Annotated in this window: 24 protein-coding genes; 13 read left to right on the forward strand and 11 right to left on the reverse strand. The window is 66.0% G+C overall.

Annotated features, from left to right (window positions below; all coding sequences use genetic code 11):
• Window positions 1–48: 48 nt before the first annotated feature.
• Entirely contained in the window at window positions 49–2,283 is a 2,235-nt protein-coding gene (gene lptD / locus AAIO73_RS01770; RefSeq protein WP_345875776.1) for an LPS-assembly protein LptD, read from the reverse strand.
• 200 nt (window positions 2,284–2,483) lie between these two features.
• Between lptD and AAIO73_RS01775 the strand changes: the two genes are divergently transcribed.
• The 3 genes from AAIO73_RS01775 (at window position 2,484) to ndk (ending at window position 5,004) form a co-directional block, all read left to right on the forward strand.
• Window positions 2,484–3,953: a leucyl aminopeptidase gene (locus AAIO73_RS01775; protein WP_345876316.1), complete on the forward strand. Its 1,470-nt coding sequence runs from the start codon at window positions 2,484–2,486 to the stop codon at window positions 3,951–3,953.
• A 116-nt stretch (window positions 3,954–4,069) separates the two neighbouring features.
• Window positions 4,070–4,507: a DNA polymerase III subunit chi gene (locus AAIO73_RS01780; protein WP_345875777.1), complete on the forward strand. Its 438-nt coding sequence runs from the start codon at window positions 4,070–4,072 to the stop codon at window positions 4,505–4,507.
• A gap of 74 nt (window positions 4,508–4,581) precedes the next feature.
• The gene (gene ndk / locus AAIO73_RS01785) at window positions 4,582–5,004 is read left to right on the forward strand and encodes a nucleoside-diphosphate kinase (RefSeq protein ID WP_242115458.1); all 423 of its coding nucleotides are present in this window, start codon (window positions 4,582–4,584) and stop codon (window positions 5,002–5,004) included.
• 372 nt (window positions 5,005–5,376) lie between these two features.
• Here ndk and AAIO73_RS01790 read toward each other — a convergent pair whose 3' ends face one another.
• The 4 genes from AAIO73_RS01790 to purM form a co-directional block, all read right to left on the reverse strand.
• Entirely contained in the window at window positions 5,377–5,988 is a 612-nt protein-coding gene (locus tag AAIO73_RS01790; RefSeq protein WP_345875779.1) for a hypothetical protein, read from the reverse strand.
• 104 nt (window positions 5,989–6,092) lie between these two features.
• Window positions 6,093–6,347, reverse strand: a complete 255-nt coding sequence (locus AAIO73_RS01795; RefSeq protein ID WP_345875781.1) for a hypothetical protein — start codon at window positions 6,345–6,347, stop codon at window positions 6,093–6,095.
• Entirely contained in the window at window positions 6,344–6,865 is a 522-nt protein-coding gene (purN, locus tag AAIO73_RS01800) for a phosphoribosylglycinamide formyltransferase (protein ID WP_345876318.1), read from the reverse strand. The genes AAIO73_RS01795 and purN overlap by 4 nt, the downstream gene beginning before the upstream one ends.
• A 40-nt stretch (window positions 6,866–6,905) precedes the next feature.
• Window positions 6,906–8,012: a phosphoribosylformylglycinamidine cyclo-ligase gene (gene purM / locus AAIO73_RS01805; protein WP_345875783.1), complete on the reverse strand. Its 1,107-nt coding sequence runs from the start codon at window positions 8,010–8,012 to the stop codon at window positions 6,906–6,908.
• Between the two features lie 59 nt (window positions 8,013–8,071).
• Here purM and AAIO73_RS01810 point away from each other — a divergent pair, with 59 nt between their 5' ends.
• From AAIO73_RS01810 to AAIO73_RS01825, 4 genes are read left to right on the forward strand one after another with little or no spacing between them, the layout of a single operon-like run.
• Window positions 8,072–9,313, forward strand: a complete 1,242-nt coding sequence (locus AAIO73_RS01810) for a heavy-metal-associated domain-containing protein (protein ID WP_345875785.1) — start codon at window positions 8,072–8,074, stop codon at window positions 9,311–9,313.
• Window positions 9,310–9,948: a P-loop NTPase family protein gene (locus AAIO73_RS01815; RefSeq protein WP_345875786.1), complete on the forward strand. Its 639-nt coding sequence runs from the start codon at window positions 9,310–9,312 to the stop codon at window positions 9,946–9,948. The genes AAIO73_RS01810 and AAIO73_RS01815 overlap by 4 nt, the downstream gene beginning before the upstream one ends.
• Window positions 9,945–12,119, forward strand: a complete 2,175-nt coding sequence (locus tag AAIO73_RS01820; protein ID WP_345875788.1) for an RNA degradosome polyphosphate kinase — start codon at window positions 9,945–9,947, stop codon at window positions 12,117–12,119. Before AAIO73_RS01815 ends, AAIO73_RS01820 begins: the two co-directional genes overlap by 4 nt.
• On the forward strand, window positions 12,116–13,606 hold the full coding sequence (locus tag AAIO73_RS01825) for a Ppx/GppA phosphatase family protein (protein ID WP_345875789.1): 1,491 nt from the start codon (window positions 12,116–12,118) through the stop codon (window positions 13,604–13,606). Before AAIO73_RS01820 ends, AAIO73_RS01825 begins: the two co-directional genes overlap by 4 nt.
• A 201-nt stretch (window positions 13,607–13,807) precedes the next feature.
• On the opposite strand, the gene AAIO73_RS01830 is transcribed toward AAIO73_RS01825, so the two are convergent.
• Window positions 13,808–14,140 carry an I78 family peptidase inhibitor gene (locus AAIO73_RS01830; RefSeq protein WP_345875791.1) on the reverse strand — a complete coding sequence of 111 codons (333 nt, stop codon included), beginning with the start codon at window positions 14,138–14,140 and terminating at the stop codon, window positions 13,808–13,810.
• Entirely contained in the window at window positions 14,137–15,312 is a 1,176-nt protein-coding gene (gene rnd, locus AAIO73_RS01835) for a ribonuclease D (RefSeq protein WP_345875793.1), read from the reverse strand. Before rnd ends, AAIO73_RS01830 begins: the two co-directional genes overlap by 4 nt.
• Window positions 15,313–15,420: 108 nt before the next feature.
• Here rnd and aspS point away from each other — a divergent pair, with 108 nt between their 5' ends.
• Window positions 15,421–17,217, forward strand: a complete 1,797-nt coding sequence (gene aspS, locus AAIO73_RS01840; RefSeq protein ID WP_345875794.1) for an aspartate--tRNA ligase — start codon at window positions 15,421–15,423, stop codon at window positions 17,215–17,217.
• A 44-nt stretch (window positions 17,218–17,261) separates the two neighbouring features.
• Here the strand turns inward: aspS and AAIO73_RS01845 are convergent, their stop codons facing one another.
• Window positions 17,262–17,888 (reverse strand): carbonic anhydrase, encoded by a 627-nt coding sequence (locus tag AAIO73_RS01845; RefSeq protein ID WP_345875796.1) that lies wholly within the window; start codon window positions 17,886–17,888, stop codon window positions 17,262–17,264.
• A 107-nt stretch (window positions 17,889–17,995) separates the two neighbouring features.
• Between AAIO73_RS01845 and lipA the strand changes: the two genes are divergently transcribed.
• On the forward strand, window positions 17,996–18,922 hold the full coding sequence (gene lipA, locus AAIO73_RS01850) for a lipoyl synthase (RefSeq protein WP_345875798.1): 927 nt from the start codon (window positions 17,996–17,998) through the stop codon (window positions 18,920–18,922).
• Entirely contained in the window at window positions 18,922–19,422 is a 501-nt protein-coding gene (locus tag AAIO73_RS01855) for a type II toxin-antitoxin system RatA family toxin (RefSeq protein WP_345875799.1), read from the forward strand. The genes lipA and AAIO73_RS01855 overlap by 1 nt, the downstream gene beginning before the upstream one ends.
• Here AAIO73_RS01855 and AAIO73_RS01860 read toward each other — a convergent pair.
• From AAIO73_RS01860 to AAIO73_RS01870, 3 genes are read right to left on the reverse strand one after another with little or no spacing between them, the layout of a single operon-like run.
• Entirely contained in the window at window positions 19,344–19,883 is a 540-nt protein-coding gene (locus AAIO73_RS01860) for a CinA family protein (protein ID WP_345875801.1), read from the reverse strand. The two genes, AAIO73_RS01855 and AAIO73_RS01860, sit on opposite strands and share 79 nt — an antisense overlap.
• 4 nt (window positions 19,884–19,887) lie before the next feature.
• On the reverse strand, window positions 19,888–20,403 hold the full coding sequence (locus AAIO73_RS01865) for a hypothetical protein (protein WP_345875802.1): 516 nt from the start codon (window positions 20,401–20,403) through the stop codon (window positions 19,888–19,890).
• Window positions 20,400–21,542, reverse strand: a complete 1,143-nt coding sequence (locus tag AAIO73_RS01870; RefSeq protein WP_345875804.1) for a bifunctional 2-C-methyl-D-erythritol 4-phosphate cytidylyltransferase/2-C-methyl-D-erythritol 2,4-cyclodiphosphate synthase — start codon at window positions 21,540–21,542, stop codon at window positions 20,400–20,402. The genes AAIO73_RS01865 and AAIO73_RS01870 overlap by 4 nt, the downstream gene beginning before the upstream one ends.
• A 92-nt stretch (window positions 21,543–21,634) precedes the next feature.
• Between AAIO73_RS01870 and dusB the strand changes: the two genes are divergently transcribed.
• The 3 genes from dusB to ntrC are packed head-to-tail and all read left to right on the forward strand — an operon-like array spanning window position 21,635 to window position 25,124.
• Window positions 21,635–22,630 carry a tRNA dihydrouridine synthase DusB gene (gene dusB, locus AAIO73_RS01875; RefSeq protein WP_345875806.1) on the forward strand — a complete coding sequence of 332 codons (996 nt, stop codon included), beginning with the start codon at window positions 21,635–21,637 and terminating at the stop codon, window positions 22,628–22,630.
• Window positions 22,606–23,673, forward strand: a complete 1,068-nt coding sequence (locus AAIO73_RS01880) for a two-component system sensor histidine kinase NtrB (RefSeq protein WP_526023745.1) — start codon at window positions 22,606–22,608, stop codon at window positions 23,671–23,673. Before dusB ends, AAIO73_RS01880 begins: the two co-directional genes overlap by 25 nt.
• Window positions 23,670–25,124, forward strand: coding sequence for a nitrogen regulation protein NR(I) (ntrC, locus tag AAIO73_RS01885; protein ID WP_345875808.1), 1,455 nt, complete (start codon window positions 23,670–23,672; stop codon window positions 25,122–25,124). Before AAIO73_RS01880 ends, ntrC begins: the two co-directional genes overlap by 4 nt.
• The last annotated feature ends 23 nt before the right edge of the window (window positions 25,125–25,147 follow it).

Genomic DNA, 25,147 nt, shown 5'->3' on the forward strand with positions numbered 1-25,147 from the left:
GCCGCACCATTCGGGCAAATTCATGACCCGCCGCGCCTGAACAGGGCCTTATCGTCCCAGGTTCTTCAATGCCAGCGTTACCAGATAGCTGCTGCCGCTGCGCGCGTCGCCGATCCGCTGATAATCCCGTTTCCACGTCAGGCCGAGCCGCAGGCAGTCGTCCTCATACTGGACACCCAGCCGGTGGCGGATCGGATCGTAACCGTCGGACAGCGAAAGCGAATCCTCCGACTTGTCGGTCAGGTCGACCGTCGCCGAACCGAACGCCGACCAGAATGGACCATAGGCGATCCGCCCCGCGACGCGGATTTCCTCGCGGTCCTGCAAATCCTCCAGCTCGTCGATATCGCGGTTCAGCCGCAGATAGCCGACCTGCAGATAGGTCCGGCGACTTCCGACCGTCGCGTCGAGTTCATTCCGGCGAATCTTCAGCCCGTCCTTGTCGAGCCGGTAGCGATGGGTGAACGTCACGAGTTCGCGAAACCGGATATCGGTCCGCCCGACGAAATCCGACCAGCGGTCGTCCAGCCCGGTGCCGCTCGGCAGGATGCTGGCGCGCTCGCTTGCTCGGTAGCTCTGCCCGATCGTCGCCGCCACCGCCACACCCGGCAGATCGATCGCATAGTCGAGGCCATAGGTGATGCGCGACGAATCCTCGAACCGGTCATACCCCGCGAAGCGGTTGAGCGCGAACAGGTTCGAATCCTCGAGGTCGACGGCACGCGCATCCTCGTTCGGGACCTGCAGGTTGGCGATCTTCGGCGACGCGACCAGTTGCACGCGCGGGCTGATCCGCTGCGTGCCGCCGCCGATCGCGCCGACGAACGGCCAGCGGATATCGACCGCCGCCGCGGCGATGCCGCGCGGGGTGAAGCCTTCGTCGCCGCGGTAGCTGAGCACCGCGGTATCGATCGTATCGCGCGCATTATAGACGTCGCCGCGCGCATAGGCTGTGAACGTAACCTCCTGCCCGAGCGGCGTGTAGCGCGTCAGGTCCCAGCGCGCGGCGGCAAAGGCGCGCTGCGTATCCTGCCCTTCGCTCCGCCCGATCGCCAGCGTGTTCAACTGCACCTGCGCGACGCCACCCAACAGGCCGTTGAAACGGCGGCGATAATCTAGTTCGGGCAGCGCCACCGGCTGCATCCCCTGATCGTCGCCGACCCTGAGCGTCTGCACCGCCCACCCGCTGATCGTCAGCATCGAATCGCGATCGATCCGCTCGACCGTAACGTTGTTGCGTAGCCGGTCGTCGCGCGAAATATCGTAGCGGCGCAGGAAGGTCTGGTCGGTGGTATAGCGCAGCGAACCCGACACCGCCCAGTTCGGGTCAAGCTGGAATCGGCCGACCGCGTCGAGATAGCCACGGAACGACTGTTCGCTGCCCGTCGGCACGATGCCGAGCACGAGGTCGTCGCTCCGCCGGCTGACCGTCGCATAGCCCTGTACCCGATATGCGCCCTTCGACGTCAGCGCACGGTAATCGCCCTGCAGCATCGGCAGCACCGCGGTATAGACGTGCGGCGTGATCGTCAGGTCGCGATTGGGCGCCAGACTGAAATAATAGGGGACGGCAACCTCGACCCCGTTGACCCGGTCGAGCCGGATCGACGGCGCCAACAGCCCCGAATCGCTGCCATCACCGATCGAATGTGAGAAGGATGGCAGCGGGATCGTCGGCAGGCCGAAGATGGTCAGTCCCGCGCCGGTATAGCGGATGCGCTTGCGGATCGGGTCGTAGCGGACCTTGATCGCGGTGATCTTCCACGACGGCTCTTTCGGGCATCCTGCGGAATTGGTCACCGAACAGGGCGTGTAGGCGGCACTCTCGACGGTCACGACGCCATTTTCGGAACGGGTACCGCGCTTTGCCGCGATCCGACCGCCTTCGTCGAGCACCACCAGCATATTGTCGACCACGCCGTCCTTCAGCGTGTCGGTCAGTTCGATCCGGTCGCCATAGGCGATATCGCCCTGCGGGTTGGTTACCGCGATATTACCGTCGGCGACGACCTGTCCGGTCTTACGGTTCCACGTCACCCGATCGGCGCGCAGCCGGTTGCCGTCGCGCAGTAGCCGCACCTCACCGCTGGCCGTGACGATATCGGCATTGCTGTCATATTCGAGCAGGTCGGACGAGAAATCGATCTGCTCGTTGGTCGGCGGCGTCGCCAGCGCCTGTTCGGGCGCGGGTGGCGACGTGGGCCGATCCTGCAAATCCTGCGCACAGGCCGGCCCGCCGAACGCCAATGTCAACCCAAGGGCAAGCGACCCGATCGAACGCACCACTAGTTCCGCTTCCCCTTGTCGCCGCCCGCTGGCGACCTTGTGGTCTGCCTATCGCCCTCTGGCGACTTTGTCGCCAGTGCCTATCGCACCGTGCAGCGGGAACCGCAATCGCTGTCCACCCGCTTTACCTGCCCGCAACAGCGGGCCTAGAAGACGGCAGCGCCCATGTGCGCCAGCGTAGAAGGAAGTGCATGTCGATCTCGATCCAGTTCGCCCCCGAGCGGGGAACCGCCACCGCCCTTGTCCTGCCCGTCGCCAGCGGGGGGCTCGACCGGATCGCCGCGGCCGGGCTCGACGATGCCACCGCGACGCTGGTCACCGGCGCCGCGCGTGCCGGTCGGTTCGAGGGCGAAGCAGGTTCGATGGCCGAAATCTTCGTGCCCGGTGACGGCGACAGTGCCAACCGCGTCATTTTGCTTGGCATTGGTGCCGGCGACGGCATGGCGCTGGAAAAGGCGGGCGGCGCGCTGACCGGACGGTTCCTGCTTTCGGGCCTGACTGGGCTGACCGTCGATTTCGCCGGCACCGATGTCTCGGCCCCATCGGTCGCACGCTTTGCGGCGACCGCAGCGCAGCGCGCCTGGCGGCAGGACGGCTACCGGACGAAGATGCCCGAAAAGTCGAAGCCGACGCTGACAACGATCACCATCGCCAACGCACCCGATGGCATCGACGACGCCTTCGTCGCCGCTGATGCGATCACCCAGGGGCTGGATCTGACCCGCACGCTGGTCACCGATCCGCCGAACATCCTTTACCCGGTCAGTTTCGTCGAGAAATGCCGCGAACTGGCCGATCTCGGCATCGAACTCACCATCCTCGACGAACGGCAGATGGCCGAACTTGGCATGGGCGCGTTGCTCGGTGTCAGCCTCGGTTCGGAAAAGGAAGCGCGGCTGCTCGCGATGCGCTGGAACGGCAAGGGCGAGGGCGATGTTGACCTCGCCTTGGTCGGCAAGGGCGTGACCTTCGACACCGGCGGCATTTCGCTGAAGCCCGGACCCGGCATGGAAGACATGAAGTGGGATATGGGCGGCGCCGGCGCGGTCGCCGGCGCGATGAAGGCGCTGGCGTCGCGCAAGGCGAAGGCGAACGTCGTTGGCGTCGTCGGGCTGGTCGAGAACATGCCCGATGGCAAGGCGCAGCGGCCCGGCGACGTCGTCACCAGCATGTCGGGCCAGACGATCGAGGTGCTCAACACCGATGCCGAAGGACGTCTGGTGCTGTGCGACGTGCTGACCTGGGTCCAGAAGACGCACAAGCCGGGCACCATCGTCGATCTCGCCACGCTGACCGGCGCGATGATCATCTCTCTGGGCAGCGAACATGGCGGCATGTTCGTCAATGACGATTCGCTCGCCGACCAGTTGCTGGCGGCATCGCGCGAATCGGGGGACCTGTTGTGGCGCTTCCCGCTGTCGCCGGCCTATGACAAGCTGCTCGACAGCCCGATCGCCGACATGAAGAATATCGGCCCGCGCGGTGCCGGATCGATCACCGCCGCCCAGTTCCTGAAGCGCTATATCGACGAAGGCGTCCGCTGGGCGCATCTCGATATCGCCGGCATGGTGTGGGCTGACAAGCCCGGCAACCACCACGACAAGGGCGCGACCGGCTTCGGCGTGCGCCTCCTCGACCGGTTCGTCGCGGACAATTTCGAGGGGTAAGACGAAACCGTCGTCCCGGCGAAGGCCGGGACCCATGGGTACGGGCGTGCACGACCCGATCGATATCGCCTGTATCCATGGATTCCGGCCTTCGCCGGAATGACGGAAGCGAACCTATGAAAGTCGACTTCTACCACCTGACCCGCAGCCCGCTCGACCGCGTGCTCCCGCGCATCGCCGCACGTCTCCACGGTGACGGCGAGCGGCTGTTGCTGGTGTCCGAAGATGCCGACCAGCGACGCGACCTCGACATGCTGCTCTGGACCTACGCCCCCGACAGCTTCCTGCCGCACGCGCAGGCCGGGGCGGGGGACGACAGCCGGCAAGCGGTACTGATCGCTCCCGACGTCACCCCCGCAAGCACCGCGCGCAACATCGCGATCGTCGACGGCCGCTGGCGCGACGCGGCGCTGACCTTCGACCGCGCCTTCCACTTCTTCGGCGAAGACCATATCGCCGCTGCCCGCGCCGCGTGGAAGGGGCTGGCCGACCGCGACGGTGTCGAGCGCCGCTATTGGCGACAGGGCGACAATGGTTGGGAACAGGCGGCGTAACGCTTGCCTGTAACGCGGCGCCCGATTAGGGGGACCGTCAACTTCCAACCAGCAACGCAGGAGCTGCGACCACCATGGCCGCCACCCGTACCTTTTCGATCATCAAGCCCGACGCGACCCGCCGCAACCTGACCGGCGCCGTCACCAAGATGCTGGAGGAAGCCGGCCTGCGCGTCGTCGCTTCGAAGCGCATCCAGATGACCCGCGAACAGGCCGAAGGCTTCTACGGCGTGCATCGCGAGCGTCCGTTCTTTAACGACCTCGTGTCGTTCATGATCTCGGGCCCGGTCGTCGTGCAGGTGCTCGAAGGCGAAAACGCCGTCCAGGCGAACCGTGACATCATGGGCGCGACCAACCCGGCGAACGCCGAACCGGGCACGATCCGTAAGGAACTGGCCGAATCGATCGAAGCAAACTCGGTCCATGGTTCGGATTCGGAAGAGAATGCGAAGATCGAGATCGACTTTTTCTTCAAGCCGGAAGAGATTGTCGGCTGATCGATCGGTCGATGGAATGAAAAAGGGCCGGCTTCCGATGAGGAGGCGGGCCTTTTTGTTTCTGCGTTGGTCGGGTGCGAACTTGCCTCACCGTTCGTCCTGAGTAGCCGCTGAGCCTGTCGAAGCGGCGTATCGAAGGACCGTTGGCGGCAGGTGCTTCGATACGGGTCTTCGACTGCGCTCAGCCCCTACGCAGCACGAACGGAAGCGGAAAAAGCTACCCCATTCTCCCATCCCGTTCGCTTCGAGCAGCTTCGAGCGAAGTCGAGAAGCGCCCGTCGAGAACGGGCTGATTGGGCCACCCCTTCTCGACGACGGTTCTCGATAGGCTCGAACCTCCAATGGGATTGAGACCGAGGGGAGAGCCCCCCCTTACTTCACCCCGGCAGTTGCCGCGACCGCCACAACCGGCGTGCCTGCCGACACCGCGGTCGTCGCCGGCACCGCAACCGGCGTCGCCGACTCGGTGAACGCCTTCAGCTCGCGACCGGCCGGAATGCGCGCGCTCTTGCCCGTGACGAAGGGCGCCGCCGGCCACAGTAGCGCGACCGATGCCACAGTCGCGACGGTGTTGCCTTCACCTTCCTGGCGATATTTGCCGGTCACCGGGATGCGGCGACCGTTCAGGTCGATCGAGCGGACCTGGATTTCCATCTTGCCCGACTTGCCGAACGCACCCTTGCCGGTCAGCCAGGTGACTTCGCCCACGGCGGGCGTGCCCTTCGGAATTACGACATAGTCACCAAGCATCACGTCGGCAGCGACGGTCAGCCCGAACTTGTAGCCGACCTCGATGCGACCGCCCTTGGTCGTCAGGTCCTCGTTCATCGACAACAACACTTCGGTGTTCGCCGGCAGCTGCGCATTGGCGGTGGCGCCCCCACGCGCGACAGCGGTCACCGGCGCCGACTGGTCCTGCGCGACCGCAGCGGTCATCGACGCGCCAGCGAAAGCGGCGACGCAAAGCATCTTCACGAACGTCATGATCTTCCCCTCTACTTCCCCCCCATGGGAAGTCAGGCCGGATCGTATCCGATCGCGACGTCGCTGGATAGGGGCCGGGGAAGCGTTACTGCACCGAAACGGGGTTAACGCCCGCCCGCTTCGAGCAGTCCGCGCGGTGCGGCCAGTTCCCACGCATGGGCGACCGCATCGTCGATCACCGTCCCGTCGCCGTACGGCAACGCGACCCAGCCGTCGTCGCCGCGCACCGCTGCTGCGCCGTCGACCCGCACGAAAGCCTCCCCCTCGACCAGAAAGACGGTCGTGCCATGCTCCTGTCGCTCCTCGACCGCCGGCAACACCTTCACTGCTTCACGGATACGGTCGAGCGTCTCGGTCATCGCGTCACAAACTCCGCCAGGGTTCGCGGGTAGAGGCGATGTTCCTCCACCAGCACCCGCGCCGCCAGCGTATCGGGCGTATCGTCGGGCAGGATCGGAACGCGCGCCTGCGCCAATACGCTCCCGGCGTCGAGTTCTTCGGTGACGACATGCACCGAACAGCCCGCCTCGGTATCGCCGGCTGCGATCGCCCGAGCATGCGTATCCAAGCCCTTATAGGCCGGCAGCAACGACGGATGGATGTTGACGATCCGGTCGCGCCACTCCCCGACGAACCAGTCCGATAGCAGGCGCATATAGCCGGCCAGCGCGATCGTCTCGACCCCCGCGTCCCGCAGCGCCCCGTTGATCGCCGCTTCATATTCCGCCTTTGCGATGCCGCGCGGCGACTGTGCGAAGGTGGCGATGCCCTGTTCGGCGGCATGGGTCAGGCCGGCGGCATCGGGCTTGTCCGATGCCACCAGCACGATTCCATAGGGGCAGTCCGCCGCCTTGGCCGCTTCGATCAGCGCCGCCATGTTCGATCCCCGTCCCGAAATCAGGACGCCGACACGGTGTTTAGCCAAGATGCGTCGCGCTCCAGTCGGCACGGGCACTCCACGTCCCCGCGCTGCCCTTGACGGTGCAGCCCTTGTCGCCCGCATCGACCGTGCCGATCCGCACGACCGTCTCGCCCGCTTGCTCCAGCGCCGTGGCGACCGAAGCGGCATCCTCAGGGGCGACCAGCACAGCCATGCCGATGCCGCAGTTGAAGGTCCGCGCCATCTCTTCCGGCTCAATATTGCCCTGCGCTTGCAGGAACGCCATCAGCCGCGACTGTTCCCACGCATCGGCGTCGACCGTCGCATGCGCCCCTTGCGGAAGGACGCGCGGGATATTCTCCAGCAACCCGCCGCCAGTGATATGCGCCAGCCCATGAATGCGCCCGTCGCGCAGCAGCGGCAGCAGCGACTTCACGTAGATTCTGGTCGGTGCCATCAGCGCATCGATCAACAGCACGTCCTGATCGAACAGGGCAGGGCGGTCGAGCTTCCACCCCTTCTCCGCCGCCAGTCGCCGTACCAGGGAAAACCCGTTCGAATGCACCCCCGACGACGCCAGCCCGAGGATGACGTCACCGACCGCGACCTTGTCCCCGGTCAGCAGTTGCTCGCGCTCGACCGCGCCGACGCAGAAGCCGGCAAGGTCGTAGTCGCCATCGGCATACATACCGGGCATCTCGGCGGTCTCGCCGCCGATCAGCGCGCAGCCGGCCTGTCGGCATCCTTCGGCGATCGAGGCCACGACCCGCTCGGCAGTGTCCGCGACCAGCTTACCCGACGCATAATAATCGAGGAAGAACAGCGGCTCGGCACCCTGTACGATTAGGTCGTTGGCGCACATCGCGACCAGATCGATACCGACCCCATCATGCGCATTGTGTTCGATCGCCAGCTTCAGCTTCGTACCGACGCCGTCATTGGCGGCGACCAGCAACGGGTCCTTGAACCCCGCCGCCTTCGGATCGAACACGCCGCCGAACCCGCCCAGTTCGGCATCCGCCCCCGGCCGCCGCGTCGACTTGGCCAGCGGTCCGATGGCACGGACCAGGGCATTGCCCGCCGCGATCGAGACGCCTGCCTGTGCGTAGGTATAGCCGCCGCCGCGGTCCGCTTCGTTGCTCATTGGGCCCGACTAGCCACATCGCGCTTGGATTTCCACGCCTGCTTCGTCAAAAGGCGCGCATGATTTTGGTTCAGTCCCGCCGCATCCTTGCCGCCCTCGCATTGGGCGTGGTCGCGACCGGGGCGGTCGTGGCACAGCAGGGCGGAGTCGCGCCGATCGACGGATCGGGCAGCTTCGAGGTGAACGGCGTGCGCGTCGACGTCGCCGGCCCGACGGCCGAGGCGGCGCGCACCACCGGATGGCGCCTCGCCCAGCGCAAGGGATGGCAGATGCTGTCGCAGCGGCTGACCGGACAGGCCCGCTCGCTCCCGGACGGCACGCTCGATTCGCTGGTGACCAGCATCGTGGTGGAAAGCGAACAGATCGGCCCGAACCGCTACATCGCCCGGCTGGGCGTGCTGTTCAATCGCGGCCGCGCCGCTTCGATCCTCGGCATCGCCGGCGTATCCGAACGTTCGCCCGCCATGCTGGTCGTGCCGCTGATCTGGGACGGCGGCACCGGCACGGTATTCGAACGCGCGACCCCGTGGCAGGCGGCATGGGCGCGCTTCCGCACCGGTGGCAGCGTCATGGATTATGTCCGGCCCAGCGGCACCGGCGCCGACGGCCTGCTGCTCAACGCCGGACAGGTGACGCGGCGTGGGCGTGGCTGGTGGCGCACCGTGCTCAACCAATATGGCGCGTCCGACGTGCTCATCCCGCAGGTCCGCCTGTATCGCCAATGGCCCGGCGGCCCGGTGATCGGCACCTTCACTGCCGGCTACGGTCCCGACAACCGCCTGCTCGGCAGCTTCTCGCTCCGCGTCAATCAGGGGGATGCGGTCCCGGCGTTGCTAGACGAAGGCGTCCGCCGCCTCGACGCGCTGTATCAACAGGGGCTGCGCAGCGGCGCGCTCCGCCCCGACCTCGTCCTCGCCGCCCCGCCACCGGGCAGCGTGATCCCCCCCGACGAGGAAGAGATCGTCGACCCGACCAGCATCGACGCGGGCGCTACCCCGACCCCGGTTCCGACCGGCGACAGCGTCACCCTGTCGATCCAGGCCGACACCCCGACTGTGGCCGCGGTCGAATCGACCGAAGCCGCATTGCGCTCGGTGCCCGGCGTCCGCTCGGCGGCGACTTCCAGCCTCGCGCTCGGCGGCGTATCGGTGCTGCGCGTGACGTTCGACGGAGATATCGCCATCCTCACCGCCGCACTCGAATCGCGCGGCTGGCAGGTGCAGCAGGGCGAGGGCGCGCTCCGCATCCGTAGGCGCGCGGCGTCGACCCCGACCGCTCCGCCGAGTGCCCCGCAGGAATGACCAGCCCGCCTCGCGCTACGGTTCAGCTTACCCTGCCTCTCGAACTTCCCGCCGGCGCCCGGCAGGACCTGTTCCTTGTCGGGCCGTCGAACGAAGCTGCCGTCCATCATCTCGATCATTTCGCGACCTGGCCCGTCCAGGCGGCGTTGCTGGTCGGCCCGCGCAAATCGGGCCGCACCCTGCTTGCCCGCCTGTTCGCCGCGAAGAGCGGAGGGACGATCGCCGACGATGCCGATCGCTGGAGCGAGACCGAACTGTTCCATGCATGGAACCGGGCGCAGGCCGATGCCCGTCCGCTGCTCATCGTCGCGGACGCTGCCCCGCCGATCTGGCGGATCGGCCTTCCCGACCTGCGCTCGCGGATCAACGCCACGCCGGTTCTGCGCCTCGAAGCGCCCGACGATGTGCTGATCGAAACACTGCTGCAATATCTCTTCGACAGGAAGGAGCTCGTCGCCGCGCCCGATCTGGTGCGCTGGCTTGCCCGCCGCGTCGAACGGAGCCACCTTGCGGTGCTTCGCATCGTCGAGGCTCTGGAGGAAGATGCCATGTTGCGCTCGACGCGCCGTCTCACCGTTCCCGCCGCGCGCGCCGCGCTGGCCGGCAATCCGTTACTGCTGGACCGCCTGCTGTGAACGACCCGGTCCCCTCCGCCCGCACCACCGTCGCCGCCGCACCCGAGGCGCGCTACTTCAACCGCGAACTGTCGTGGCTGGCGTTCAACCGCCGCGTGCTCGACGAAGCGTGCAACCCCGATCACCCGCTGCTCGAACGCCTGCGCTTTCTGTCGATCTCGGCGACCAATATCGACGAATTCTTCATGGTCCGCGTCGCGGGTCTCAAGGGGCAGCAGATGCAGGAGGTCGGCCATGAATCGGTCGACGGCCTGACCCCGTCGCAGCAACTGGCCGCGATCACCGTCGACGCCGCCGGGCTGGTCGACAGCCAGCAGCGGATCTGGCGCGATATCGCCGCGCAGCTGGCGGAGGCCGATATCAGCGTGCTCGGCGCCGACGCGTTGCATGGCGAGACCGAGGAATGGCTCGCCCGCTATTTCCGCGATCAGTTGTTCCCGGTGCTCACCCCGCAGGCACTCGACCCGGCGCACCCGTTCCCGTTCATCCCGAATCTCGGCTCGGCGATGCTGTTCGACCTGATCCGCCGCTCGGATGAGGTCGAGGTGCGCGAGGTCGTGCTGCTCCCCTCGGCAATGCCGCGCTTCGTGCGTTTGCCGGGCAAGTCGGCGCGCTATGTCGCGATCGAAACCGTGCTGCGCCATTTCTCGGGCCTGTTCTTCCCCGGCTATACGGTGCGCGCCTCCGCCGCCTTCCGCGTCATCCGCGACAGCGATATCGAACTGGAGGAAGAGGCAGAGGATCTGGTCCTCTATTTCCGCACCGCGATCAAACGCCGTCGTCGTGGCCGGATCATCCGCCTCGAAATCGAATCGGGCATCTCCGACGAACTGGTCCAGCTGCTGCGCGACGAAATGGGCGGCAGCGACGCCCTCATCACCGAAACCGGCGGCTTCCTCGGCATCGGCGACCTGTCGATGCTGGTCGCCGAAGACCGGCCGGACCTCAAATTCCCGCCCTTTTCCCCGCGTTTCCCCGAACGCATCCGCGAATATGGCGGCGACTGTTTCGCGGCGATCCGGGCAAAGGATATCGTCGTCCACCACCCGTACGAAACCTTCGACGTCGTGCTTGCCTTCCTCAAGCAAGCCGCCGCCGATCCCGACGTCGTCGCGATCAAGCAGACGCTCTACCGCGCCGGCAAGCAGTCCGCCGTCGTCGCCGCTCTGGTCGCCGCCGCCGAAGCCGGCAAGTCGGTGACCGCCGTCGTCGAACTGAAAGCCCGCTTCGACGAGGAGCAAAACCTCAACCTCGCCTCGGTCCTTGAACGCGCCGGCGTTCAGGTCGTCTACGGCTTTATCGAGTGGAAGACCCACGCCAAAATCTCGATGGTCGTCCGGCGCGAGGAACAGGGCTATCGCACCTATTGTCACTTCGGCACCGGCAATTATCACCCGATCACCGCGCGTATCTACACCGACCTCAGCTTCTTCACCGCCGATCCGGTGATCGGGCGCGATGCGGCGCAGGTGTTCAACTACATCACCGGCTATGTCGAACCGCAGGCGCTGCAACAGCTTGCCATCAGCCCCCGCGACCTGCGCGACCGGTTGGAGGCGCTGATCGAGGGCGAGATTCAGACCGCCCGCGCCGGCGGCGAAGGCTCGATCTGGCTGAAGATGAACTCGCTGGTCGATCCGGCACTGATCGACAAGCTGTACGAAGCATCGGCGGCGGGCGTGCAGGTCGACCTGATCGTGCGCGGCATCTGCTGCCTGCGGCCGGGCGTGCCGGGCATGTCCGACAACATCCGCGTCAAATCGGTCGTCGGCCGTTTCCTCGAACACAGCCGTATCTATTGCTTCGGCAACGGACAGGCGCTGCCCAATGACGACGCGCTGGTCTATGTATCCTCGGCCGACTGGATGCCGCGCAACTTCGACCGCCGCGTTGAATATCTGCTGCCCATCACCAACCCGACCGTTCACGATCAGGTGCTCGATCAGGTCATGGTCGCCAATCTGCTCGACACCGAACAAAGTTGGGACCTCGGCCCCGATGGCAGCTATCGCCGGATGGGGAAGGGTGACAAGCCGTTCAACCTGCACCGCTATTTCATGACCAACCCGTCGCTGTCCGGGCGCGGTGCGGCGATCGAGAGCGGGTCGGCAACGGTACCGCAGAAATTGTCGCTGCGCGCATGGCGGGCGGCACGGGAAGGAACGATGTGATCCGATTGCCGTGGAGCCGTCCCGCCACCATCGCCCATAGCGCGATCATCGACATCGGATCGAACTCGATCCGTCTGGTCGTCTATGGCGGCCCGGATCGCATCCCGGCGACACTGTTCAACGAAAAGGTTCTGGCCGGCCTCGGCCGCTCGCTGGCAGCGACCGGGACGATCGACGCGGAGGCATTTCGCGTCGCCGGTGCCGCGCTTGCCCGGTTCGCATGGCTGACGCGCGAGATGCAGGTCGATGTCGTCCGCACCGTCGCCACCGCCGCCGTGCGCGACGCCAGCAACGGCCGCGATCTGATCGCGCTCGCCGAAAGCTGCGGCCTGAGCGTGGAAACGCTGTCGGGCGAGGAAGAGGCGCAGGCTGCCGGCCATGGCGTGCTGTCGGCGATCCCCGATGCCGACGGCATCGTCGGCGACCTTGGCGGCGGCAGTCTCGAACTGGTCCGGGTGAAGGGCGGCAAGCTCGGCGAGCGTGTGTCCTTCCCGCTTGGCGTGTTGCGCATCGGCGCGATCCGCGAACGACGCGCGGGCGAACTCGACCGCACGGTACAGCGGATGGTGCGCGACGCGGGCTGGGCGGGGCAGGGGCGGGGACTGCCCTTCTACCTCGTCGGCGGATCATGGCGCGCGCTGGCCCGGCTCGACATGCATCTGACCGGCTATCCGCTACCGATCGCCCATGGCTATGAGATATCACTCAACCGAATCAATGCGTTGCGAAAGGTTCTTTCCGATCTTCCTCGCACCGATCTGAAGGCCGTGCCGAACCTGTCGGGCGGGCGCGTGCCGACGCTCGACAATGCGACGGCGGTGCTGGCGTCGATGACCAAGCATCTCGGTTCGGCCACGACGATGGTCTCGGCCTATGGCCTGCGCGAAGGGCTGCTCTACGCCGCCTTGCCCGCCGATGTCCGCGCACAGGACCCGTTGCTGATGGCCGCCCATGACGAAGGGGCCCGGCAGGGCCGCTTCGCCGAACATGGCGACCTGCTGCACAAATGGATCGCGCCGCTATTCCCGGACGACGATGCCGCGATGGTCCGGCTGCGTCACGCTGCCTGTCTGCTTGCGGATGTCGGCTGGCACGCCAATCCCGAATTCCGCGCCGAACGCGGCGTAGAGATCGCGTTGCACGGCAACTGGGTAGCGATCGATGCCGCCGGCCGTGCGATCGTCGCACAGGCACTCTACAGCTGCCTCGGCGGCGGTGGTGACGCTGCGCCCGATCCGCTACCCCGCCTCGCCCCGGCAGCGGCGCTTTCCGCCGCGCACCGCTGGGGTCTTGCCATGCGGCTCGGCCAGCGTCTCAGCGGCGGTGTCGCGGCTCCGCTTCAGCGCACCCACCTGCGCCGTGGTCGCGGTCAAGTCGAACTCGTAGTCCCCGCCCGCGATACCGCACTCTATGGGGAGGCTGTCCAGAAACGGCACAAGGCGCTTGCCGCCGCACTCGGCATGGAAGCGGCGCTGGTCACACCCTGACGCCGCTTTCCTACACGCCCCCGATTTGCGATCCTCCGGCCGCTGTTTTTACCGTCGGGATCACGGAACACGCCTCGCGAACGTCAAAGTGACGACGTGTCAACTTCCGCGCCCATCCTGCGGCCCAACCCATTGCAATCACTGACGTTTAGAGGGTTTGAAAGATCGACGTACCGTAACCTTTGTCAACTTCCGCAAGCATTAACCGCAGCGCAAATTGGTCACGACCCCCTTGTCGTCGACGTCGATGTTCAGCCGGTCGGGCCGGAAGTCCATCGTCACCATCGTCCCCGGCCGGATCACCCGCACCGCCCGCGCACCAGACCGTTTGCGCGCATCCTCTTGCACGGTTTCGGTCACCACTTTGCCGACCAGATCGGCGATCGAGCCAAGACCGCAGCTGTCGATCTGCGGCGCACCGGCCGGCCCGACCGGCCGCGACCCCATCGTCGGCGGCGACGTCCGTACCGGCGGCGGCGTCTGCGGTTCGGCACAACCGGCCACCGCTACTGCCATCAGCGCAAACTGCTTCATTCCACCACCTCCGCTCGGGTCATCTTCAACCGTCCACCCAGCACGGTGAACCCAAGCTGACCCTCGACCAGCGCCAGCGCGTCGCGCCCGAACTGCTCGAACCGCCACCCGTTCAGGATCGACAGCCCGTCGCGCTGTCCGGCGGCCAGCGCCTCCAGATCGTCCGACCGCGCCAGCAGCCGCGCGGCGACCTTGATCTCGTTCGCGCGGATTTTCAGCAGCAGTTTCAGCAGGTCGGCGACCAATGCTCCTTCCTTGCCCAATGCCGGCTTACGCTCGTCGCGCCCCGGCATCTCGTCGGAAGGTAGCGGCCGCGCTTCGGCCAGCGCGGTCATCATGCGCGCGCCGATATCGTTATGCGCCCATGCCGCCGACAGCCCGCGCACCTTCGCAAGATCGGCCTGCTTGCGCGGCGGGTTACCGGCCAGATCGGCGATCGTCTCGTCCTTGACGATCCGCCCGCGCGGCAAATCCTTGCCCTGCGCCTCCAACTCGCGCCACTTGCCCAGCGTTTTCAGCCGGCCCAGCACCTCGGGCTTGCGGCTGTTGACGCGGATGCGCTGCCACACCGTTTCGGGATCGTTGAAGTAATTGGATGGATCGCCGATCCGCTCCATCTCTTCATCCAGCCACAACCCGCGCCCGGTCTTGCGCAGCTTCGCCAGCATCTTGGGAAAGATCACCGACAGATGCGTCACGTCGGCGATCGCATAGTCGATCTGCCGATCGTCGAGCGGCCGCCGCGACCAGTCGGTGAAACGCGCGCCCTTGTCGACCGTGATCCCCAGATAGGCATCGACCAGATTGGAGTATCCGACCTGCTCGCCCTGACCGAGCGCCATCGCCGCCACCTGCGTGTCGAACATGGGGAAGGGCGTCTTGCCGGTCAGATTATAGACGATCTCGATATCCTGCCCCCCCGCATGGAAGACCTTCAGAACGTCCTCGTTATCGGTCAGCAGGTTCAGCAGCGGGGTCAGATCGATGCCCGGCGCCATTGGATCGATCGCCGCCGCTTCCTCGGTATTGGCGATCTGGATCAGGCACAGTTCGGGCCAATAGCTGTTCTCGCGCATGAACTCGGTGTCGACGGCTACGAAGTCGGACGTGGCGAGGCGGGTACAGAGGGCGGCGAGGGTCGCGCTGTCCTCGATCAACGGATGGATATGCATCACGCCCGCATAGCAAGGTTCCGCGCCTTGACAAAAGGGGGTGGGGGAGGGAAGCGGCGCACATCCAGAAATCACTATTCTAGTGAAACACCGCCAAAGGTCTTACCGATGCACGCCTATCGCACTCATAACTGCGGCCAGCTCACGGACGCGAACGACGGCGACACCGTCCGCCTGTCGGGCTGGGTGCATCGCAAGCGCGACCATGGCGGCGTGCTGTTCATCGACCTGCGCGACCATTACGGCATCACCCAGATCGTGGCCGACAGCGACTCGCCCGCGCTCGCCCTTCTCGAATCGGCGCGTACCGAGTCGGTGCTGACCATCGATGGCAGCGTGAAGCTGCGCAGCGACGCGACGAAGAACCCGAACCTCGCCACCGGCGCGATCGAAATCTATGCCCGCGCCGCAACGCTCCAGTCGGCAGCGCAGGAACTGCCCATGCCGGTCGCCGGCGAGGCGGAATATCCGGAAGACATTCGTCTCCGCTACCGCTTCCTCGACCTGCGTCGCGAACGGCTGCACGCGAACATTCTGTTGCGCTCGAACGTCATCGCGTCGCTGCGCCGCCGGATGATCGATCAGGGGTTCACCGAGTTCCAGACGCCGATCCTGACCGCGTCGTCGCCCGAAGGCGCGCGCGATTATCTGGTCCCCAGCCGCGTCCATCCTGGCAAGTTCTACGCGTTGCCTCAGGCGCCGCAGATGTTCAAGCAGCTGCTGATGGTTGCCGGCTTCGACCGCTATTTCCAGATCGCGCCCTGCTTCCGCGACGAAGACGCCCGCGCCGACCGCAGCCCCGGCGAATTCTACCAGCTCGATTTCGAAATGAGCTTCGTCACGCAGGAAGACGTGTTCGCCGCGATCGAACCCGTGCTGCACGGCGTATTCGAGGAATATGCAGACTGGCAGGGCAAGGGCCGCACCGTGTCGCCGCTGCCGTTCAAGCGCATTCCCTACCGCGAATCGATGCTGAAATATGGCAACGACAAGCCCGACCTGCGCAACCCGCTGCTCATCACCGATGTGTCCGACCTGTTCGTCGGCTCCGGCTTCGGCCGCTTCGCTTCGATCGTCGAGGCGGGTGACGTGGTGCGCGCGGTGCCGGCACCCAAGACCGCCGACAAGAGCCGTAAATTCTTCGACGACATGAACGCCTGGGCCCAGTCCGAAGGGTTCGCTGGCCTCGGTTACGCTACCCGCAAGGGCGGCGAATGGGGCGGCCCCATCGCCAAGAACCATGGCGAGGAAGGCATGGCGAAGATCGCCGAAGCGCTCGGCCTCGGTCCCGATGACGGCGTGTTCTTCGCCGCCGGCAAGGAAGCGCAGGCCGCCAAGCTCGCCGGCCTCGCCCGCACCCGCGTCGCCGAGACGCTGGGCCTGATCGACGACAAGCGGTTCGAATTCTGTTGGATCGTCGACTTCCCGATGTTCGAATATGACGAGGATGCGAAGAAGGTCGATTTCAGCCACAACCCCTTCTCGATGCCGCAGGGCGAGATGGAAGCGCTGGAGACGATGAACCCGCTCGACATCCTCGCCTATCAGTACGACATCGTCTGCAACGGCGTGGAGCTGTCGTCGGGCGCGATCCGGAACCATCGCCCGGAGATCATGTACAAGGCGTTCGAGATCGCCGGCTACTCACAGGCCGACGTCGATACGAACTTCGCAGGCATGATCAACGCCTTCAAGTTCGGCGCCCCGCCGCACGGTGGCTCGGCACCGGGCGTCGATCGCATCGTCATGCTGCTGGCCGACGAGCCGAACATCCGCGAGGTCATCACCTTCCCGATGACGCAGAAAGCCGAAGACCTGATGATGGGCGCGCCCAACTACGCGACGCCCAAGCAGCTGCGCGAACTCAATATCCGCGTGACCGTGGACGGTCCGAAGGAAGGCTGAGGCAATTAGAGGGGCGGGGGATCAACCCCGCCCCGCGAACTCGTTCAGGCGTTTTCGAACGTCTCGCCTTCCAGCACGCGCAGGCGGCCATCCTCGATCGCGAACACTGCGCCGTGCAGCTTGAGCTTGCCCGCCTCGACCCGTTCCTTGACGAACGGGAAGGTCATCAGGTTCTGGAGCGACACCTTCACGCCCTCCTGCTCCAGAGCCTTCTGGCCTTCCGGGCCGGTACCGTGCTCCGCGACGACCTTCTCGCGCGCTTCGTCGAGCAGATCGATCCAGTGGGCGACGAAGCCGCCTTCACCCGGCTTGGTATTGGCCAATGACTGGGTAAGGCAGGCATTCACGCCGCCGCACGCCCCGTGGCCCAGCACAAGAACTTCCTCAACCTCCAGCTTCGTGACCGCGAATTCCAGCGCCGCCGACACGCCGTGGCGACCGCCATCGTCCTCGAACGGCGGCACCAGATTGGCGACGTTGCGCACCACGAAGATCTCGCCCGGGCGCGCGCCGAAGATGGTCGCCGGGTCGACACGGCTGTCCGAACAGGCGATTACCATCACCTTCGGGCTCTGGCCCGTTGCCAGTTCGCTCCAGCGTTCGCGTTCCTGCTGCCACTCGGTGCCGCGGAAGCGATAATAGCCTTCCTTGAGGTCGCTGAAGTGCATCAAATATTCTCCGTCAGATGGTATAAATCTTCCCTCGGTCGCTAGACGCATGGGCGCCCCGAACGTTGCAGGCGGTTGTTCGTTTCCTCGCGCATCGCTATCTGACGCCCATGAACGAGATGACGCCGCTGCCCCGCCCCGAGCGCACCCGCAAGCCCGATTGGATTCGGGTGAAGGCTCCGACCGGCAAGGTTGTGCAGGAAACCCGTGCGCTGATGCGCTCGAAAAGCCTGACGACGGTGTGCGAGGAAGCGGCCTGTCCTAATATCGGCGAATGCTGGTCGAAGAAGCATGCGACCGTCATGATCCTCGGCGACACCTGCACCCGTGCCTGCGCCTTCTGTAACGTCAAGACCGGCATGCCGCGCGCGGTCGACCCGATGGAGCCGCAGCATGTCGCCGAAGCCGCAGCGGCGATGGGGCTGAACCATATCGTCATCACCTCGGTCGATCGCGACGATTTGCCCGACGGCGGTGCCAAGCAGTTCGTGAAGGTGATCGAGGCGATCCGCGCGGCGAACCCGACGACGACGATCGAGATACTGACCCCCGATTTCCGCAATAAGCATGAGGCGGCGGTGGAGATGATCGTCGCGGCGCGCCCCGACGTCTACAACCACAATCTCGAAACCGTGCCGCGCCTCTACCCGACGATCCGCCCAGGCGCGCGCTATTACGCGTCGCTACGCCTGCTGGAGAGCGTCAAGAAGCTCGACCCGTCGATCTTTACCAAGTCGGGCATCATGTTGGGCCTTGGGGAAGAACGGCTCGAAGTGCACCAGGTTATGGACGACATGCGCTCGGCCGACATCGATTTCCTGACGATGGGCCAGTATCTGCAGCCGACACCAAAGCATGCCAAGGTCATCGATTTCGTCACGCCCAAGGCGTTCGACGGCTTTGCTGCCATTGCTCGGGCAAAGGGCTTCCTGCTGGTCGCGTCGTCGCCGCTCACCCGGTCGAGCTATCACGCGGGCGATGATTTCGAACGGATGCGGGCGAACCGTGATGCTAAGCTGGGCGTTGTTCGCGTCTGATGCCCAAGCATAGCGAAACCCGCCATCTGCCCTACAGCTCCGAACAGATGTTCGATCTGGTCGCGGACGTAGGGCGCTATGGCGAATTCCTGCCATGGGTCAGCGCGATCCGGGTGCGGTCGAGCACCGAAACGGAAATGGTCGCGGACATGATCGTCGGGTTCAAGGGGCTGCGCGAGAGTTTCACCTCGAAGGTGCAGAAAGAGCGACCGGACCATATCCGCGTCGACTATCTCGACGGGCCGCTCAAATATCTGAACAACGACTGGCGCTTCCGCCCCGACGGGCAGGGCGGCTGCTACGTCGATTTCTGCGTCGACTTTCAGTTCAAGAGTCGCATGTTCGAAATGCTGGCGGGGCAGGTCTTCGACCGCGCACTGCGCAAGATGATCGGCGCGTTCGAGGATCGCGCCGCCGCCCTTTACGGCGACTCGGGGACAGGTTCCTCCGGCGCGACTTCTGGCGGCAGCAGCAGTTCGAGCGCGCACAGCGCCGCCTGAAGCCGGATACCACCACGGCCCAGGTCGCCGAACTGTCGCAGGTCGGCGACGACCTTCGCAGGATCGCCGCCCTTTTCGGCGCGGGCGAACACGACCGTTCCGACCGGCTTCTTCTCGGAGCCGCCGCCCGGACCTGCGACGCCGGTAATCGCAACCGCGACATCGGCCTGCGTCACTTCCAGCGCGCCCTGCGCCATGCTCCACGCCGTGGCGATCGACACCGCGCCGAACGTCTCGATCACGTCGGAACTGACGCGGACCAGTTCGACTTTGGCATCGTTCGAATAGGTGACGAACCCGGCGTTAAAGACGTCGGAACAACCCGGAATTTCGGTAATCGCGGCCGATACCAACCCGCCGGTGCAGCTTTCAGCGAGCGAGATGCGCCGGCCGGCGGCACGGTTTGCCTCGACGACCTTGCGTGCGGCTTCGACCAGTTCGTTGGGCAGGATAGAGTCCATCACATCAATTCCGGGCGCGCTGTCCGCATAGCGGCAGGCGCATTTGGGGGTTGGGGCGGTCGGCATCGATCTGGGCGAACAGCACGACCAGTCCGGCGACGTTGCGCGGCGGCAACGACTGGACAAGGTTCGCTGCGCGCTCGATCCGCGGACAATCGGCCGGATCGATATTGCCGACGACCATCGGTGCGATCAGCGAGGCGACGATCGGCGCGGCGAACGACGAATCGAGCAACTGGATCGCCTGCGGTGCGGTCAGCCGGCTGAGCGCCGCCTTCGCCTGCGGCCATGCCGCGTCGGTCTCGGCTTCATAGCGGGCGAGGAACGGACCGCTGGTCCGCCGGATCAGCGCGGTCGCGGGCAAAGCATTGGCGCAACGTGTCCCTGCCTGTCGGATCAGCTCGGGCGCGACGAACAGCACCAGCGCCTCGGCCTCGGCGGGCGTTACGCAGGATTGGGGCGTCTGCGCCGAAGCCGAACCGCAGGCGAACAGCGCGAGGAGGGCGGCGAGGCGCTTCATGCCAGCACCCGGATCGTTGCGATCGCCTGCGCGGCGATCCCTTCCTGCCGTCCGGTAAAGCCCAGCCGTTCGCTGGTCGTCGCCTTGATGCTGACCTGTCGCTCGTCAATGCTCAGGATATCAGCGATCCGGCTGCGCATCGCCGCGCGGTGCGGACCGATCTTGGGCGCTTCGCAGATCAGCGTCAGGTCGACGAAATCGATGACGCCGCCTTCAGCACGAACTAGCTTGGCGGCGTGGGCGAGGAACTGCCCCGATTCAGCCCCGCGCCATTGCGGATCGCTCGGCGGGAAATGGGTGCCGATATCGCCGGCGCCGATCGTGCCCAGCAGCGCGTCGGTGATGGCATGCAGCGCGACATCGGCGTCACTATGCCCCGACAGGCCGCGATCATGCGGAATCAGCACGCCGCCCAACCACAATTCCTCTCCGGCTTCGAGACGATGGACGTCGTATCCGGTGGCGCTGCGCGACACGCGTGCAGGCAGGGCACGCGCCTCGGCCAAGGCGAAGTCGGCCGGGTAAGTGATCTTGTCGAGCATAGGGTCTCCTTCGACCATCGCCACGTCGAGGCCGATCGCGCGCAGCATCTGCGCGTCGTCGGTCGCGTCGGCGCTTGCGTCCCACGCGGCATGCGCGTCGCGGATCGCCGACACGGTAAAGGCTTGTGGCGTCTGAACGCGAACCAGCGACGCGCGTGGGACGACGTCCCCCAGCGCTGCGCCGCCTTGCGCCAGCGTATCGGCAACCGGCAACACCGGCACCGCGCCCGGCCCATGGGCGAGTGCGGCAAGCAGGCGGTCAATCGTTTCAGCCGGTACGAACGGGCGAGCGGCGTCATGAATCAGCACCCGCGCCGCATCGCCGATCGCGGCAAGGCCGGCGGCGACGCTTTCGCGCCGGGTCGCGCCGCCGATGACGTACTCGACGTCACCGATGGCGGACCGCAGCGCATCGCCCTGCTCGACACCGATCACTACGACGACCCGGTCGATCCCCGGATGGGCAGAAAGCGCAGCATAGGCATGAGCGACCATCGGTCGTCCGACGATATGCGCGAATTGCTTCGGGGTGGCGCTGCCCGACCGCGTGCCGCTACCGGCGGCGACGATCAGCGCGACTGTTGGTCCGGTCTGCATGGCCGTCCGCCTAGCGCAAGGCGCGCGCCCCCGCCAGCCTTGCCCTGCGCGGCGCTTTGCGCTAGGGGCTGCCCAATTTTCAGGCACAATTTATGACCCTAGCTCCCATTCGTATCGGCGACGTCGTCATCGACACGCCGGTGATCCTCGCGCCGATGACAGGCGTCACCGACCTGCCGTTCCGCAAGATGGTGCGGCGGCACGGGTCGGGGCTGAACGTCACCGAAATGATCGCCAGCCAGGCCGCGATCCGTGAAACCCGGCAATCGATCCAGAAGGCGATGTGGGACCCGGTCGAGGAACCGGTATCGATGCAGCTCGTCGGCTGTACGCCCGTCGAAATGGGCGAGGCGGCGAAGCTGGCCGAGGACAAGGGCGCGGCGATCGTCGACATCAACATGGGCTGCCCGGTGCGCAAGGTGACGAACGGCGATGCCGGATCGGCGCTGATGCGCGACCTGCCGCTCGCCGCCGACTTGATCGCGGCGGTGGTAAAGGCGGTAAAGGTGCCGGTCACCGTCAAGATGCGGATGGGGTGGGACCATAGCAGCCTGAACGCGCCGGAACTGGCGCATATCGCCGAGGATCTGGGCGCGCAGATGGTCACCGTTCATGGTCGTACGCGCAACCAGATGTACCGCGATCATGCCGACTGGGCGTTCGTCCGCCGGGTCAAGGACGCGGTGAAGGTGCCGGTGATCGTCAATGGCGATATTTGTTCGGTCGACGACGCGCAGACCGCCCTCGACCAGTCCGGGGCGGATGGCGTCATGATCGGTCGCGGCGCCTATGGTCGGCCGTGGTTGCTGGCGCAGGTGATGGCGGCGTTGTCGGGCGGCCACGTACCCGACGATCCCTCGATCGAGGAGCAGTATCGCCTTATCCTCAAACATTATCATATGATGCTCGACCATTATGGTGCGGAAACCGGCGTCAACATGATGCGCAAGCATATTGGCTGGTACACGAAGGGGCTGCACGGCTCGGCCGATTTCCGTAACAAGGTCAATCAGGAAGCGAGCGCAAAGACGGTGCTCGCCATGCTCGACGAGTTCTACGCGCCTTGGTGCTCGCGCGCGGCGGCGTGACGTCGGCGACGGCGATGCCGGGCTTTGCGGACCTGTTCGCGGGCCTGCCGGTCGCGGCGCTCGTCCTAGACGAAGCCGGCTGCGTCACCCATGCCAACGGCGCGGCCGAACTGCTGCTGAACCTGTCCGATCGGGCGATGCGCGGCCTGTCGCTCGAACAGATCATCTCGCTGCCGCCGGGCTATGCCGACCAACGCGACGGGCGAGCGTTCGCCAGCTATGACTGCGAACTGCAGCTGAAGCGCGGCGGGCGGCTGCGGGTCGACTTTCACGACAGCCCGGCCGCGCACGGGTCGGCGTGGCGGATCGTCATGCTGTACGGCCTGCGCGGCGGCCATGCCATGCCCCAGGCGGCGGGCGCACGCGCGGCGATCGGTGCGGCGGCGATGCTCGGCCATGAGATCAAGAACCCGCTATCGGGTATTCGCGGTGCGGCGCAGCTCCTGTCGGGCGACGTTGACGACCGCCCGGTGCTGACCGACCTCATCATCGCCGAGGTCGACCGCATCGCCGCGCTGATCGACCGTATGCAGGACTTCACCGACGACCGGCCTCGCGAACTAGTCACACAGAATATCTACCCGGTGCTGGCGCATGCGGTACAGCTCGCGTCCGCCGGTTTCGCGCGCGGCGTGACGATCGAGGAACGCTTCGATCCGTCGCTGCCGCCGGTCCGCATCGATCGCGACGCGTTCGTGCAGGTGATGGTGAACCTGCTAAAGAATGCGGCCGAAGCGCTCGACAAGGTCGACGCGCCGCGCATCATTCTCGGCACCGCCTATCGCCATGGCATGTCGCATGCCATCGGCAGCGGGCGCCGTGCCGTACCGATCGAACTGACCGTCACCGACAATGGCCCTGGCGCACCCGCCGATATCGCCGGCCACCTTTTCGAACCCTTCGTATCTGGCAAGCGGGAGGGACGGGGGTTCGGCCTGCCGATGGTCGAGAAGCTGGTCGGCGAGATGGGTGGTCTGGTCCGCTATGCCCGTGAAGGATATCCGCCGATGACCGTGTTCCGCATTCACCTGCCGCGCGCATGACCAGCGCGGCCCGTATTCTGGTCGTCGACGACGACGCCGCGATCCGTACCGTCGTTGCTCAGGCGCTGCGCCGCGAAGGCCATGACGTCCAGAGCGTCGGCACCTTGGGTCAGTTACGTGCCGAGCTGCGCGCCGGACTGCCAGCAGTGCTCGTCACCGACGTCGTCTTGCCCGATGGCGACGGCCTTGAGATGGCGGCATCGCTCGCCACCGAATATCCCGACCTGCCGATCATCGTCCTGTCGGCGCGCAATACCCTGACCACCGCGGTCCGCGCGACCGAGGCGGGGGCGTTCGATTACTTGCCCAAGCCGTTCGATCTCGACACCCTCGCCCTCGCGGTCCGCGGCGCGCTGGCGAGGCGGGCGGGGGCGGCCGACGAACAACCGGTGGAGGCGCTCGATTCGTCGCTGCCCCTTATCGGGCGTTCGCCGGCGATGCAGGACGTGTACCGCATCATCGCCCGAGTCGTCGCCACCGACCTGACCGTTCTGGTCACCGGCGAATCAGGGACTGGGAAGGAACTGGTCGCCCGCGCGATCCACGATCTCGGTCGCCGCCGCCGCGCGCCCTTCATCGCGCTCAACATGGCGGCGATCCCGCGCGAACTGATCGAGGCAGAACTGTTCGGTCATGAACGTGGTGCCTTCACCGGCGCAGCGCAGCGCTCGGCCGGCAAGTTCGAACAGGCCGCTGGCGGCACGCTGTTCCTCGACGAGATTGGTGACATGCCAATGGAGGCGCAAACCCGCCTGCTGCGGGTTCTACAATCGGGCGAATTCACCAGCGTCGGCGGTGCCCGCGTGATCCGTGCCGATGTCCGCATCGTTGCCGCGACCAACAAGACGCTGGCGGCACAGGTCCAGTCGGGTCAGTTTCGCGAAGACCTGTTCTACCGTCTGAACGTCGTGCCGATTGCGCTGCCGCCTTTGCGCGAACGTCGGCAGGACATATCTTTGCTCGCCCGCCACTTTCTCGATCAGGCAGCCCGCGACGGTTTGCCGCGCAAGTCGCTGACCGCAGAGGCGCTGGCGCTGCTCGAAGGCCATGACTGGCCCGGCAACGTCCGCGAACTGGAAAATCTGATGCGCCGCGTCGCCGTCCTCGGCCGCGACGCGGTGATCGAGGCGGCCGAGTTGCGTGGCGGACTCGGGGAGGCGACCGGTCGGCCCGCAGCGCTTCCCGATACCGATCTCGACGAAGCGGTCCGCGCTTGGGTTCGGCGGATCGCACGCGAAGAACCGGCCGCGCTCGACAACGGCACGCTCTACGATCGGCTGATCTCCGACGTAGAACGACCGCTGATCGAAGCGATGCTGGATCGCCACGCCAACAACCAGTTGCGTGCGGCGAAGGCGATGGGGCTGAACCGCAACACGCTCCGCAAGCGGCTCGACGATCTTGGCATCGATCCGGCGCTGCGCCCCTATCATGCTGACAAGGAACGCTGATCGGTTCGGTTTTGACCATGTTG

The organism is Sphingomonas epibiotica (genome assembly GCF_039615155.1).
Lineage (GTDB): Bacteria > Pseudomonadota > Alphaproteobacteria > Sphingomonadales > Sphingomonadaceae > Sphingomonas.